General features: G+C 53.9%; 17 protein-coding genes and 1 tRNA gene. 5 read left to right on the top strand and 13 right to left on the bottom strand.

Annotated features, from left to right (window positions below):
• From panC to HYU99_08285, 3 genes are all read right to left on the bottom strand, one after another.
• Positions 1 to 530, bottom strand: a 530-nt coding sequence (gene panC / locus HYU99_08295) for a pantoate--beta-alanine ligase (protein MBI2340346.1), incomplete at its 3' end; no start/stop codon positions are given.
• Between the two features lie 183 nt (positions 531 to 713).
• Positions 714 to 1,565 carry a 3-methyl-2-oxobutanoate hydroxymethyltransferase gene (gene panB / locus HYU99_08290; protein ID MBI2340345.1) on the bottom strand — a complete coding sequence of 284 codons (852 nt, stop codon included), beginning with the start codon at positions 1,563 to 1,565 and terminating at the stop codon, positions 714 to 716.
• Entirely contained in the window at positions 1,543 to 2,190 is a 648-nt protein-coding gene (locus HYU99_08285; GenBank protein ID MBI2340344.1) for a deoxynucleoside kinase, read from the bottom strand. Before HYU99_08285 ends, panB begins: the two co-directional genes overlap by 23 nt.
• Before the next feature lie 203 nt (positions 2,191 to 2,393).
• Between HYU99_08285 and HYU99_08280 the strand changes: the two genes are divergently transcribed.
• Positions 2,394 to 3,227, top strand: a complete 834-nt coding sequence (locus HYU99_08280; protein MBI2340343.1) for an ABC transporter substrate-binding protein — start codon at positions 2,394 to 2,396, stop codon at positions 3,225 to 3,227.
• On the opposite strand, the gene HYU99_08275 is transcribed toward HYU99_08280, so the two are convergent.
• The gene (locus HYU99_08275; protein ID MBI2340342.1) at positions 3,219 to 3,818 is read right to left on the bottom strand and encodes a ribonuclease H-like domain-containing protein; all 600 of its coding nucleotides are present in this window, start codon (positions 3,816 to 3,818) and stop codon (positions 3,219 to 3,221) included. The genes HYU99_08280 and HYU99_08275 overlap by 9 nt on opposite strands.
• 154 nt (positions 3,819 to 3,972) lie before the next feature.
• Between HYU99_08275 and HYU99_08270 the strand changes: the two genes are divergently transcribed.
• Positions 3,973 to 4,299 carry a hypothetical protein gene (locus tag HYU99_08270; protein MBI2340341.1) on the top strand — a complete coding sequence of 109 codons (327 nt, stop codon included), beginning with the start codon at positions 3,973 to 3,975 and terminating at the stop codon, positions 4,297 to 4,299.
• Positions 4,292 to 4,621 (top strand): hypothetical protein, encoded by a 330-nt coding sequence (locus HYU99_08265; GenBank protein MBI2340340.1) that lies wholly within the window; start codon positions 4,292 to 4,294, stop codon positions 4,619 to 4,621. Before HYU99_08270 ends, HYU99_08265 begins: the two co-directional genes overlap by 8 nt.
• 3 nt (positions 4,622 to 4,624) lie before the next feature.
• On the opposite strand, the gene HYU99_08260 is transcribed toward HYU99_08265, so the two are convergent.
• Positions 4,625 to 4,708 (bottom strand) — tRNA-Leu (locus tag HYU99_08260).
• 87 nt (positions 4,709 to 4,795) lie between these two features.
• On the opposite strand from HYU99_08260, the gene HYU99_08255 reads away from it, so the two are divergent.
• Positions 4,796 to 5,479 carry an isoprenylcysteine carboxylmethyltransferase family protein gene (locus HYU99_08255; protein ID MBI2340339.1) on the top strand — a complete coding sequence of 228 codons (684 nt, stop codon included), beginning with the start codon at positions 4,796 to 4,798 and terminating at the stop codon, positions 5,477 to 5,479.
• Here the strand turns inward: HYU99_08255 and HYU99_08250 are convergent.
• Positions 5,476 to 5,805 carry a hypothetical protein gene (locus tag HYU99_08250; protein MBI2340338.1) on the bottom strand — a complete coding sequence of 110 codons (330 nt, stop codon included), beginning with the start codon at positions 5,803 to 5,805 and terminating at the stop codon, positions 5,476 to 5,478. The genes HYU99_08255 and HYU99_08250 overlap by 4 nt on opposite strands.
• A gap of 180 nt (positions 5,806 to 5,985) precedes the next feature.
• On the opposite strand from HYU99_08250, the gene HYU99_08245 reads away from it, so the two are divergent.
• On the top strand, positions 5,986 to 6,996 hold the full coding sequence (locus HYU99_08245) for a CapA family protein (GenBank protein ID MBI2340337.1): 1,011 nt from the start codon (positions 5,986 to 5,988) through the stop codon (positions 6,994 to 6,996).
• Positions 6,997 to 7,088: 92 nt separating this feature from the next.
• On the opposite strand, the gene HYU99_08240 is transcribed toward HYU99_08245, so the two are convergent.
• The 7 genes from HYU99_08240 to HYU99_08210 form a co-directional block, all read right to left on the bottom strand.
• Positions 7,089 to 7,352, bottom strand: a complete 264-nt coding sequence (locus HYU99_08240) for an STAS-like domain-containing protein (protein ID MBI2340336.1) — start codon at positions 7,350 to 7,352, stop codon at positions 7,089 to 7,091.
• The gene (locus HYU99_08235) at positions 7,349 to 7,696 is read right to left on the bottom strand and encodes a hypothetical protein (GenBank protein ID MBI2340335.1); all 348 of its coding nucleotides are present in this window, start codon (positions 7,694 to 7,696) and stop codon (positions 7,349 to 7,351) included. The genes HYU99_08240 and HYU99_08235 overlap by 4 nt, the downstream gene beginning before the upstream one ends.
• 46 nt (positions 7,697 to 7,742) lie before the next feature.
• Positions 7,743 to 8,000, bottom strand: a complete 258-nt coding sequence (locus tag HYU99_08230) for a hypothetical protein (GenBank protein ID MBI2340334.1) — start codon at positions 7,998 to 8,000, stop codon at positions 7,743 to 7,745.
• Complete coding sequence (locus HYU99_08225) at positions 7,942 to 8,796, bottom strand: hypothetical protein (GenBank protein ID MBI2340333.1); 855 nt, start codon at positions 8,794 to 8,796, stop codon at positions 7,942 to 7,944. Before HYU99_08225 ends, HYU99_08230 begins: the two co-directional genes overlap by 59 nt.
• Before the next feature lie 172 nt (positions 8,797 to 8,968).
• A complete protein-coding gene (locus tag HYU99_08220; GenBank protein ID MBI2340332.1) occupies positions 8,969 to 10,243 on the bottom strand; it encodes a bifunctional folylpolyglutamate synthase/dihydrofolate synthase in 1,275 nt (424 codons plus the stop codon).
• A 28-nt stretch (positions 10,244 to 10,271) separates the two neighbouring features.
• Positions 10,272 to 11,969, bottom strand: a complete 1,698-nt coding sequence (locus tag HYU99_08215; protein MBI2340331.1) for a SpoIIE family protein phosphatase — start codon at positions 11,967 to 11,969, stop codon at positions 10,272 to 10,274.
• Complete coding sequence (locus tag HYU99_08210) at positions 11,966 to 12,304, bottom strand: STAS domain-containing protein (protein MBI2340330.1); 339 nt, start codon at positions 12,302 to 12,304, stop codon at positions 11,966 to 11,968. The genes HYU99_08215 and HYU99_08210 overlap by 4 nt, the downstream gene beginning before the upstream one ends.
• Between the last annotated feature and the right edge of the window lie 50 nt (positions 12,305 to 12,354).

Genomic DNA, 12,354 nt, shown 5'->3' with positions numbered 1-12,354 from the left:
CGAACCGTCTCCACGCCGACCATTTTGATCGGCATATTCAGGTCTTTGACCATCCGCTTCAACACGGCAAATTGCTGAAAATCTTTTTTGCCGAAAAAGGCGATGTCGGGCTGAATAAGGTTGAACAATTTGGCGACAATCGTTGTCACCCCTTTAAAATGGCCGGGGCGGGAACGGCCGCAGAGTTCCCGTGCGGCTTTGGTTACCTCCACATAAGTTTCATATCCCTCTGGATAGATGGAGTTCATCCGGGGCATGAAGACATAATCGACGCCGGCTTGCCGGGCCTTTTTTAAGTCGCCATGCGGATCGCGCGGATACCGCTTAAAATCCTCCTTCGGTCCGAACTGCGTCGGATTGACAAAGATGGTGAGAACCAGGACATCGGCCCGGCGCCGCGCTTCTTTCAAAAGAGTCACATGCCCCTCATGCAGACAGCCCATGGTGGGAACCACTGCGATGGTTTTTCCCCGCCGTTTGAGCGAGAGACAGATTTTTTGGATTTGGTTGGGAGAGGTAACGATCTGCATAGCGTTCTTTCAGTCGCGGGAGACATGGAAGATTTCTTGAACTGTTTGAGCGCACCACAATACATATCGCCAACCGGAACAAACTAAAAAACAATCAACAACTGAAGTGGCGATTAAATAGACCGCGAGTTTTCAAGAAATCGCGGAATGTCTTCCGCGACTGAAAGAACTTTTCCACCACCGCTACTTTTTCTCTTCCGCCTTCACCGCCACCAGGTCGCGATGGACGCTATGCTCCTCGCCGGGAAAGGCCCCGCTCTTGACCTCGGCAATATATTCCGAAAAGGCCCTCGTTGCTATTTCGTGAAAATCCGCATAACGCTTCACAAAGCGGGGTTTGAAATCGGGGTTGGCGCCAAGGATATCGGTGCAGACCAGAACCTGCCCGTTGCAATGAGGCCCCGAGCCGATGCCGATGGTGGGGATTTGAACCGACCGGGTGACCTGCTCCGCGACCTCAAGCGGGATTCCCTCCAGCAAAAGCGAAAAGGCCCCCGCCTCCTCCATGATTTTCGCGTCTTCGATAATAATCTCCGCCTCTTTCCGGGTCTTGCCCTGCACCTTGTAGCCTCCCATGACATGGATCGACTGCGGTTTCAGGCCGACATGCGCCATCACGGGGATGCCGATCTTGTTCATATACCAGACAAAATCGGCCATCTCTTCCCCCCCTTCTATCTTCACCGACTCCGCCCCGGCCTTGAGGAGAAGCCCCGCATTCTTCACCCCCTCTTCGTGGCAGACCTGATACGACATGAAAGGCATATCCGCCATCACATGCGCCCGGGAAACGCCGCGCGCCACACAGCCGGTGTGGTAGATCAGGTCTTCGATGGAAACGCCAAGGGTGTCTCTTTCCCCCTGAATCACCATCCCCAGCGAATCGCCGACAAGAATCATGTCGGCCCCCGCCTCGTCGGCCAGCCTTGCCATGGTGAAATCGTAGGCGGTGATCATCGTGATCTTCTCGCCGTTCTGGCGCATCTTGAAGAGCTTTGGAACGGTGATTTTTTCAGCGGCTGTCGATTGTGACATAATGCTTCTCCTTTCCCCCCTTCACCATATGATACAATTCTTTCTTCAGGGTTTCATAGTCCTTTGGATTTTTCACAAAATCAAGCCCGGAGGTGTTCACCACCAGCAGGGGGGCATCCGAATATTTGAAGAAAAACTGGCTGTAGGCCTGCGAGACCGCCTCGAGGTACTCGGCCCTTAATCCCTTCTCGTATAAAACCTTCCGTTTTTTGACGCGGCTTAACAGGACATCGGCGCTGGCCTGGAGAAAAATCACCAGATCGGGCTTGGGGAGGCGGGCGTCCAGCAATTGATACACGTTATTGTAGAGGTCCATCTCTTCCGGCGAGAGATTGAGGGAGGCGAAGATCTGATCTTTGGCGAAAATATAGTCGCAGACGGTCACCTGATTGAAAAGGTCCTGCTGTTTCAATTCCACCTGCTGGCGGTAACGCGAAAGGAGGAAAAAAACCTGCGCCTGAAAGGCGTGGCGCTCCGGATTTTCATAGAATGAGGAAAGGAAGGGGTTGTTTTCGGGGGCCTCCAGCACCAGACGGGCCTTGAAATCCTCCGCCAGCATCGTGGCGAGCGAGGTTTTCCCCACGCCAATAGGCCCTTCGACGGCAATATAGCGCAATTTTTCCATTTAAAAAACGATAGAACACCCTTTGGGAGGGGGCAAGGCAAAAAATTGAAAAAAGTTGCCCCCCCGCAAGGCATCTGTTAAGCCCTACCCAATAAGCCGAGCATCCGGCTTTGCCGGGGCGAGGTGCGGGGTTTGGGGCCATTTGAGGCCCGAAATCCATGATGCGAATAGCAACAAACGGGCCGAAAGGGCCCCAAGTAAAAATGTCCATCCACATCGCCCACAGCCCCGACTCCGACGACGCCTTCATGTTCTATGCCCTGGCGCAAAACAAGATCGACACTGAGGGACTCGAGTTTATCCATGTGTTAAAGGACATCGAAACGTTAAACCGCGAGGCGCTCAAAGGGACCTACGAGATCTCCGCCGTCTCCATCCATGCCTATGCTTATCTTTCCGGAAAATATGCCCTCCTCGATAGCGGCGCCAGCATGGGGGAAAAATATGGGCCGATGGTCATTAGCCGCGGACCGATGGAAATCGGTCAATTAAAAAACAAAAAAATCGCTGTTCCGGGGACGCTGACCACCGCCTTCCTCACGCTCAAACTGGTCGAACCCGATTTTGAGCATGTCGTCGTCCCGTTCGATGCCATTCTGGATTATGTCAAGTCGGGAAAGGTCTCTGCCGGCCTGATTATCCACGAAGGACAGCTTCAGTATCAAAAAATGGGATTGCGTCTCGTCCTCGACCTCGGCGTCTGGTGGTTTGATCAGACGGGCCTCCCACTGCCGCTGGGAGGCAATGCCGTGCGTCGTGACTTGGGAGCAGACTTGATGAAAAAACTGGCCCGCCTTCAGAAGGCGAGCATCGCCTACGGCCTCGCGCATCGCGAAGAGGCCCTTGCCCACGCCCTCACGTACGCCCGCGGCCTCGATACTAAAACGGCGGACCAATTTGTCGGCATGTATGTCAACCGGCGGACGCTGGACTATGGCCCGGACGGAAAAGAGGCGGTCAAAAAACTGCTTGACCTCGCCTATCGAAAGAAAATCATACCAAAACCGGTGGAAGTTGAGTTTGTTTCATCAGAATAATTTGTACTGCGCCTCCAGCTTCGTCCCGGCGGGCGTTTCCGGTTTCTTGTATTTTTTCCAGTCGACCTCCACATCTTTCTTCTGGTTTCCGATTTTGGAGAGAAAGTGAACCTTCCCCTTTTCGATGCCGTAGTCAAAGACCTCTTTGGTCACCTTTACGTCGTTCAGGCAGTATTCCTTCAGCTCCTTTATTTTCCCCTCGCGAAAAAAACGGATGGCGTCCAGCCCATGCCCGGTCTTGCCGGCGCCGAGGGTGGCTTGCGCCACCGAATCGAGGCCAATGCGATGGCCCAGTTTGCCTTGAAGATCGAGCATGATATCGAAGGCCGGGAGTTTTTTCAGGTCGATGGAAAGATAGGGTTGAAGGACGGGAAAGTCGAAACTGACATGATTAAAGCCGACAATCAGCGAGGCGTCGATCAGCTGATTCTGCAGGGCGCCGATCTCGCGTTCCTCGTACGTGCGGTATTCTTGCGCAGAATAGTCGTAGACTCCAACGACCGTAATTTGAAGTTGATCGAGATGATCCCTCCCCCCGACTTCATCGAAGGTCCGTTTGGTTTCCAGATCGAGGACGATTCTTTTGTCCATTCTTTTGTCCATAGACGGCGTGTCTTCATGCCACAGGTTTAAAAAAAATCAAACAAAAATGGGGGGTTAAAACCTCGGAGCGGCCGTTTTCCCTTGGGCCATTCAATGTGATTCAACCGTCAAATCAACAGGTTATAAAAAATAAAACGGAAAGTTGATCTGGCATCTCTTTTGCTTTACGAGTACAATAAAGACAGGAACTTGTTCCATGAGCATCATCAAATTTTACAAACATAATGACAAAATCGGCTTTGGCGAACCCCATGACGCACCGGTTGCCGGACCAAAAGGAAAAAAATCATTCATCCAAAAACTTTTTTCGGACAGTCAGGATAAAGTGGTCCGCTCCGATGATGCCGCACTGGCGCAAAAATATAAAAATATCGTTAAAACGGTTGATCGGCCCCCCCGGACGGATGAAGATATCTTAGGCGAACTGGACTTATTCTACAAAGACCCTCAAAACAAAAGACGTGTTTGAGCAACGAAAAAAAGGAATCGCTCTGATCCTTTCCCTCTTTGTCATGCCCGGTTTTGGTCATGTTTACCTCGGCAAAAAAATCAGGGGATACTTGATCAGCCTTTTGGTCTGCCTGATTCTTTTGGCGCTTTTTATCCTCTTTGAACGGGAACTGCTCCATCAGGCCTCCCTTGTTTCCGATCAGCGGTTTATTCTCTTTTCCATCTTCGATCTCGCCAAAAAGGCATGGTCACTTCATCGCCCGGTCTTTTTTTGGGGCCTTGGCCTGATCGGCCTGATCTGGATTCTGGCGGCGGTGGATGTAATCCGGGAGAAAAAATAGATGTGCCGGGAGAGGGAATCGAACCCTCACACCCTTTCGGGCTTCGGATTTTGAGTCCGACGCGTCTGCCAGTTCCGCCATCCCGGCCTGCAATAGACAACTTCCTTAATCTACCTCGACCACTTTCATTTCTTCAATTGTTTTTTGTTCCCCGGTATGGCTTGATGTCTGTTTATGGGGGCTCGCGTCGCCCCCTCCACCGGCAAAGCCGGATGGAGCCTCCCCCTCACCGCCGCTTTGCGGCTGGTTATTGTCATGCTTTTAAAAATCGCGATACCCCTTTACTCCCTTCTCCTGTTCTCCGCCGTCGCCATTAAAAAAACCCTCGTCCAGAAAAAAATCGGCCGAAGTCCCCTGATTATTTTGCGCTCCCCGCTGACGGCCGAGAATTATCTCCAGCGCCTTGCCTTCCTCTTCTTTCCCCTCTGGCTGGGGGGGATGAATCTTTTTGCGTTTCGTCCCGGCCTGTATGACAAGATTCAGCACCTTGATGGACCGCCGCACGTCAGAAGTGCGGGGTTGGTTCTTCTTTTTGCCTCGTGGATATTGTTTGTCACCGCCCTGGTCACCATGCGCAATGCCTGGCGTTTCGGCATCGACCGGGAAGGGTCCGCCGAACTGGTTGAGAGGGGGATTTATCGCCGCATCCGCCATCCGATATACGCGTCGATGAAAGCGGCTCTTGTCGCCACCCTGGTTATCTTCCCCAATTTTTACTTTTTTTGGATCGGGACCGCGGCCTTTTTCGGTTTTTCGATGATCGCATTGATGGAGGAGGATTTCTTGAAGAAGCGACTGGGTCAAAAATACGAAGACTACGCGAGAAGAACCGGCCGATTCCTGCCGAAATTTTTTTAATTGTGGAGTTTGTGGTGTGTTTCATGGAGAGTTTCCTCAATGCGCTCCAGCTCGTCCTGGATGTCGCGGTTATCGTCGTTGTAATATTCAAGTTCTTCGGAGTTGCGGGAAATAACGATTTCGTAACGGTCTTTGGGAAGGTGAATCATCGGAAGAGAGACATCGTCGCCGCGAAGGCGGTGACGCGCAGGATGGGGTAAAAAACTTCCGCCGCAACTTAAGAGAGGGGTCGTCCCTTGCACCACCGTTGCAGGGCTGGCCATCGCCTCATGAGCCGGCGATGTCGGCACCACCTTACCGCAGAGAGTGTCTCTCCAACGGGTCATACCCTTTTTATAAGCAATATGCGTGCCACGATTCACGAAAAATGAAGATTAATATTTCTTTTTAAATTCATCATGATAAAAAATCCACCCAGTCATAAAATTATAACGCAAAGCAGAATAACGACAATATTCTGGCTCTTGCCTGTCAAGAAATTGACTGCTCTCTCTTTTTTTCTCATTTTGATTTTTTTCTCACTCTTCCCCTTTCAAATCGTTTTTGGGGGGGAGACAACGCTTCTTTTCGGCGGGGATGTGATGCTGGGAAGGCTGATGAACAAGGCCACCGGTCGCAAGCCGGCGTCCATGGTTTGGGGAGATGTGCGCGGAATTTTGCAGGGGGCCGATCTGACATTGGTGAATCAGGAATTCGCAATCACCTCGTCCAAAAAGGAAGGGGGGAAAAAGGCCTATTATTTTCGGGCCGACCCCGGAGTCATATCGCTCCTGAAATCGGCGGGGATCGACTACGTCTCGCTCGCCAACAATCATATTCTGGATTACGGGCCTGTCGGCCTTTCGGATTCCATCGACTATCTCGAGCGGGCCGGAATCGCCCACGCCGGCGCCGGAGAAAACCGGTCGGCCGCGAGGGAACCGGCGCGGCTCAAAGCGGGAAACTTGAGCATCGCCGTGATTTCAATCACCGATAATGAGCCGGAATGGAATGCCGGCGAAAAATCTCCCGGCATCTTTTATCTGCCAATCCGGGCCGACAGCGTGCCTGTCATCCGGGCCATCGCGACCGAGGCGCGGAAAGAAGGAGCCCACTTCATCATCCTGTCGGCCCATTGGGGGGGGAACTGGGTTGAGCGCCCGTCATCGGCCTTTAAAAGTTTTGCCCACGCGGTGATGGATGCCGGCGTGGATCTTGTTCACGGCCACAGCGGGCATGTCATTCAGGGGATTGAAATTTACAGGGGAAAACCGATTTTTTACAACATGGGGGATGTCATCGACGACTATGCCGTCGATCCGGTGAAAAGAAACGATCTGGCCTGCCTGGCTCACGTCATCCTTGTCGGAGACAAGGTGGTGCGTGTTGAAGCGATTCCGACGGCGATCGACCATTTTCGCGTTGGCCGCGCCACGGGGGAAAATTTCGATTTTGTTTACGAACGCCTCAAGAAATTGTCGGGGGAGATGGGGACGGAAGTCAAACGAAACCACGATCGTCTTCAGATTGAATTTTAGATTCTTACCCTGCAACTTCTGCGTGTTTTGCGAAGAAGTTTGCGGACCGTTTGAAGGTTCATTTGGACCATTTGGTTGGCGGCCCTGCCGCCTTAGATATCGAGGATTTTCAGAGATTCCACGACCGACAGGTTTGATGAAGGAAGACAGACAACCCGATTCCCATATTCCTTTTTAAGGCCGGAAATAAATTCGTCGGCCCAGGAAGGGGCAAGGACCTTCACCCCCGAAAAATCGAGCTCGATCGGTTCGTCTTTTGATTTCGGTTTAAGATAAGCCCGGGCGGCCAGACAGGCCTCGTGCCCGGCGGGCCGGGAAATCAGGAGATCGCCGAATTTTTTGACTTCGATTTTCATGGTCCGTTTTTCCAGAGAATCAGGGCAAAAGTTCCCTTCCCCTTCACTCCCTGTTCGTTTGACGATGACATAATTTTCTTCAACCGGGAAGCAAGCCCTCCAAAAGCAACAAGACCGTTACCGCTCAAAAACAAGAGCCCTTTGGACGAATTTCCATGAATGACCCCCCGGACAAATTTGAGGCCGTTTCCCCTTTTTTCGGGGGCCCTTCCGGAAAGCTTTTTCTCGAAAGCCGTTTCGAGCGCCTCCTGGTCATCCTTTAATGACGGCAGAACCCTCTTTAATGACGAAAGAATCCCCTGACCCCGGTCGGCAATCACAATCCATAATCGGATGAGTACCACCGGAAGCATTGAAGAATGCTCTCTTGCATGACGGCAACGAGTATCATCACAAACTCTTCCCCATCTCCAAGGCCGCTTTTTTGGCGTCTTCAAATGCTTTCGTGGCGAGGCTTTTGCCCTCGCGCACCTTGACAAACTCCGCGTAGGCCGCATCGCGCTTTCCTTCCGCTTTCAAAACAAGCCCGCGATAGAGATGGAGCCTCACCGTCCGGTCGCGGTATTGGTCGACATTCAGCTCGAAGGACTTATCGACATAGGGTTTGGCGCCCGGGTAATTCTGCTCCTTGATGTAGCCGGCCGCCACGAAATAGTTGGCCGGCGCGTGCGTTGCAGAAGGCAAGCAAGTTTTGATACTCCCGGCGCGAGGCCTCGAACTGGTTGGCGCGGAAGGCATATTCCAGTTTCAAGCTTGGGAATTCGGGATTGTTTGGATACAGGGCCTTAAGGCGGTCCAGGTAGGTCGACGCCCGGGCGTAATTCTGTTTCGTCTTGCCGAAGGCGTGCGTCAGAACAAACAGCGCGTCGGTCTGCAGGAGATTGGGGTTGTCTGCCGCCGTTTCAAGGTACTTGAGCCCCAGCACCTCGTTTCCCGTCATGCCGAGGAGGCTCGCGATAAACTGGAGCCCCGGCGGGATGTTGGCCGTATAAAAATTAAAAATGCCGATGGCCAGATAGGCGTCATACCGGTTGGGGTTCTGTACGATGGCCTCTTCCATGTGTTTTTTGGCTTTTTTGAGAATGAGCCCCGCCCGCGAACTCTTGCCCATATCAAGCCATTTCTTGGCCAGATACATGTAGGTGTTCCCGAGGTTGACCATCTTGTCGATGTTCTTCTGGTCGCGGTTCCACTGCTGAAAGGCCATGTCGTTGGCCCCCTTGTAATCCGCGAGGATCTGATCGTTGAGCTTGCCCCGCAGATTGTTGACCGACTGTTTCCAGTCGAGCGCCGTGCCGCGGATGACATATCCCATCGGATCGTCGGGATGCGCTGAAATATAGGCATTGACGGCTGTCTCGGCCTCGCCAAAGGAGGCGTTATAGGCAAGATCAACCGCCCGTTTCAACTCGCCATCCACGGCGTGCGATTTTACGGAAAGCATCAGACAGACCAAGACCACGGCGAAACCTGCAAACAAAGGGAGTCCTTTTGACGAAGCAATTTTTGGTCCCCGCCAAATTGTATGCCTTCGAGACAACCCATCACCCAACGGCTTCCAAAAATTGCGAAGACAAAAGGACTCCCTTTGTTTGCGAGATGCTGTTACGTTCATTTTATTTCTCCCTTTTAACCAAATGCCGCGCCTGCGAGACAAGGTACATCGAGCCGCAGACCAGAATCGTCTCGTCAGGCGGGATTTTTGAAGTGAAACTCTGCCACGACTCGCCGGTTATTTCCAGAACTTCCGGTTTTTTTCCGCCGGGGAACAAATCGGCGCTCATCTGACCTGTGATCCGCTCGATTTCTGCGCGGGAGAACTCCCGACCGCCGCCGTCAAACAGGGCCCAGCGGACGCTTGACGCAAAGGGGAGAAGGGATTGAAGCATTTCCGGGGCGGGCCGGTCGTTGAGCGCCCCGAAAACGAGGTGATATTTCCGCCCGCTTTTGGCCAGATGATTTTTCAGGATTTCAATGCCTCCCCGGTTGTGGGCGCAATCAAGAAGGATGGACGGCCGCCCGGAGATGAGCTCCAGCCTGCCGGGCCAGGAGACATCGCGGATCCCCTCCTCCACCGCCTCGCGGAAGATGCCGTACCCCTTCGATTTCAGCGTTTCGCAGAGGGCCACGCTCAAGGCCGCGTTTTTTTGCTGGTGCGCCCCCGCCAGCCCGCAGTGAAGGTAGGGATAGTTGAAAACGGAAAAAGATTCATCGGAATTTTGATGGAAATAATCCGAGAGGCGGTAGAGGGGGACATGGTTTGCCGCGCAATACTGTTTAAGGAGGGAAAAGAGCTTCCCGTCTTCAATGGCGGTCCAGCCCGGGATGCCCGGCTTGAAGATCCGCATCTTCTCCTGAAGAATTGCCTCAACGGTGTCCCCCAGCCAGGCCTCGTGGTCGAGCGATACATTCGTGATGGCAGAGGCCAGCGGCTCTGCCACGTTGGTGGCGTCCCACCGCCCCCCCATGCCTGTTTCCAGAACGGCAATGTCCACGCGGGCCTCCGCAAAATATTGGAACGCCGTCAAAATCGTCCATTCAAACCAGGTGAGCGGAATGTGCCCCACCCTCTTTTGAAGATGCCGGTGGATGGATACAACCGCCTCCTCGGGAATCCACTGCCGGTTGACCTGGATCCGTTCGCGAAAATCCTCGATGTGCGGCGAGATTGTCAGCCCTGTCTTGTAGCCGGAGCGTTTCAGAATTTCGGCGGTCATGGAACAGACCGATCCCTTCCCGTTGGTGCCGGCGATATGAAGGGAAGGAAAACGGGTGTGAGGATTCCCCAAAAGGCGAAGGGCCGCCTCCATCCGCTCGAGCCCTTTTTGGATCCCCCGCCCCGCGAGGGAGTCTATCTCCTTAAGTGTTTGCTGGTAGGCTTCGGACGTCATTATATATACTGTAACACGAAACGACCCCTCATTCAAACTTGACCGCCACAAGGGTCACATCGTCGGCAATGGGGGAACCCCCCCGAAAGTCTTCCACGGCATGGCTCAATGCGGCAATCATCCGGGAGGCCGAAACGGCTTTTTTCTCTTCGGCAACCTGTTGAATCCGCCCGATGCCGAGCCTGACCCCCTCCGGATTGACCGTCTCCGTGACGCCGTCGGTATAAAGAACCATCCAGTCATGACGTTTAAAAACAACCGGCCCGCTCCGGTAGATCTCCCCTTTTGCCGCACCCAGAACCGTCCCCGAATCGAAGGGGGGGGCCAGTGCCGCCTTCCCCCCGCAAAGCAGGACGGGAAAGCGGTGGCCGGCGTTGGCTACTTCCACCTTTCTGTCCCGCGCGGAAATACGGGCAAGGATCATCGAAATGAACTGGTCGTTTTTTGCCAGGTCGTCAAAAAGAAGGTCGTTCAAAAGGGTCAGAATGCGCCCAGGATCTTCCTCATAGCGCAAAAGGGTTCTCAACTGGCTTCGAAAATTGGCCATGGTGAGGGCGGCCGCAACGTTGTGCCCCGACACATCGGCGATGGCGATATAAAGACCCTCCTCTTCCTCCGGAGATTTCCCTCTTTGAATAAAATCGTAGTAGTCCCCCCCCACCGACTGCGCCGTCTTCAGCCAGCCGGCCACGTCGAGACCCCGTATGCTCGGCCGGTCGGCGGGAACAAAATTTTGCTGGATCTGCCGGGCGATTTCCAGCTCCCGCCCCATCACATCGGCATGGCGCGCCCTTTTCAAAAGCGAGACCATGTGGAGATAGGCGGTGGCCTGGTTGGCCACGGTGGTCAAAAGGCGCAAATCCTTTTTTGAAAAAGGCCGGCCGTCGATCCGGTCGGTGACGTTGATCACGCCGATCGATTCGGCCCCCAGCCGCAACGGGGAAAGGATCATCGGCGCCGAGATGAACGACCGGCTCTTGTACTGTTTTTTCTGCTTCCAGCCGGCCGGATTTTTTTGAATATCCTCGATGAGGCACGGTTTGGCGTGCTGAAAGACATACCCGGCAATCCCCTCGCCGGGCGGAACCTGAACCTCTTTGACAAGCGCCGGCGTCATCCCCCGGCTGGCCACAACGACAAGCCTCCCCACATTTTTGTCGAAGAGGAGCAGTGAGGCCCGCTCCACGCGGAAAAATTCAACCACCCTGTCGAGGATGATATTGTAGACCGACCGGATGTCGGCGGTTTGCAGAATGGCGTCGCTGATTTCGTAGACGAGATCGAGGTCCCGCGAATCGCCGCCGGCGCCGATCAACTGCCGTTTCAGAACAAGCACATTCTTTTGCCGGCTTCTCCTGTATTCCACCGAGTCGGCCAGCTGGCGCATCATGAAAATGCCCCGCCCTTTCTCTTTAAGGCTTTTAAACTGCGGCACGGGGATTTTTTTCAGGACGAAGCCGGGGCCGTGGTCTTCGACGCGAAATTCAACCTGGCGCGAATCGATCTTGAGACGGCAGTCGACAAAACCGTTTTTTTCAAGCTCCCCGGCATGTTTAACGGCGTTGGCCACCGCCTCGGTTGCGGCGGTGATCAGATCGTGGCGGAACTGGCGGGTGAAGGCGGTTTTTCGCCTCCTGCAAGCCTCATCGAGCGCTTTTTGCAGGGAGGGCAAAATTTCCGAGGAAGAAAAAATCCGAAAAGCGATAGGACCGGAATCAATTTTCATTTCATATACGAGGAGACCGCCGCCTCCTTTGTGGCAAAAACTTCAAACAGGCGGTCGAGGCGGGTGATCTGGAAGATCGACTTCACTTCGGGGGTCGGCGAGGCGATTTTCACGTCGCCGCCTGTCTCGCGCAACCGCCTGGCCAGCCCGACCAGGGCCCCCAGGCAGGCGCTGTCGATGAAATCGACGCCGGAAAAATCGAGCACCAGCCGGGGGTCGGAGGGAGGCACTTGTTTCAACAGGTCGTCCTTCAGCTTTTCCTGCTTTCCCACCTCGAGCGACCCTTCGAGGACTATGACGGTGACCTGTTTTTCTTGATGAACATCGCGAATCATAATATCGGGGGCTTTGCCGCTGGCGCCCCCGCACCCCCCGTTCGCTCGGA

Source organism: Deltaproteobacteria bacterium, assembly GCA_016183175.1.
In the GTDB taxonomy this organism is placed as follows: Bacteria; UBA10199; UBA10199; order UBA10199; family SBBF01; genus JACPFC01.
Note: the sequence above shows the minus strand (reverse complement) of the source record. Positions and strands in the feature narration are given on the sequence as shown.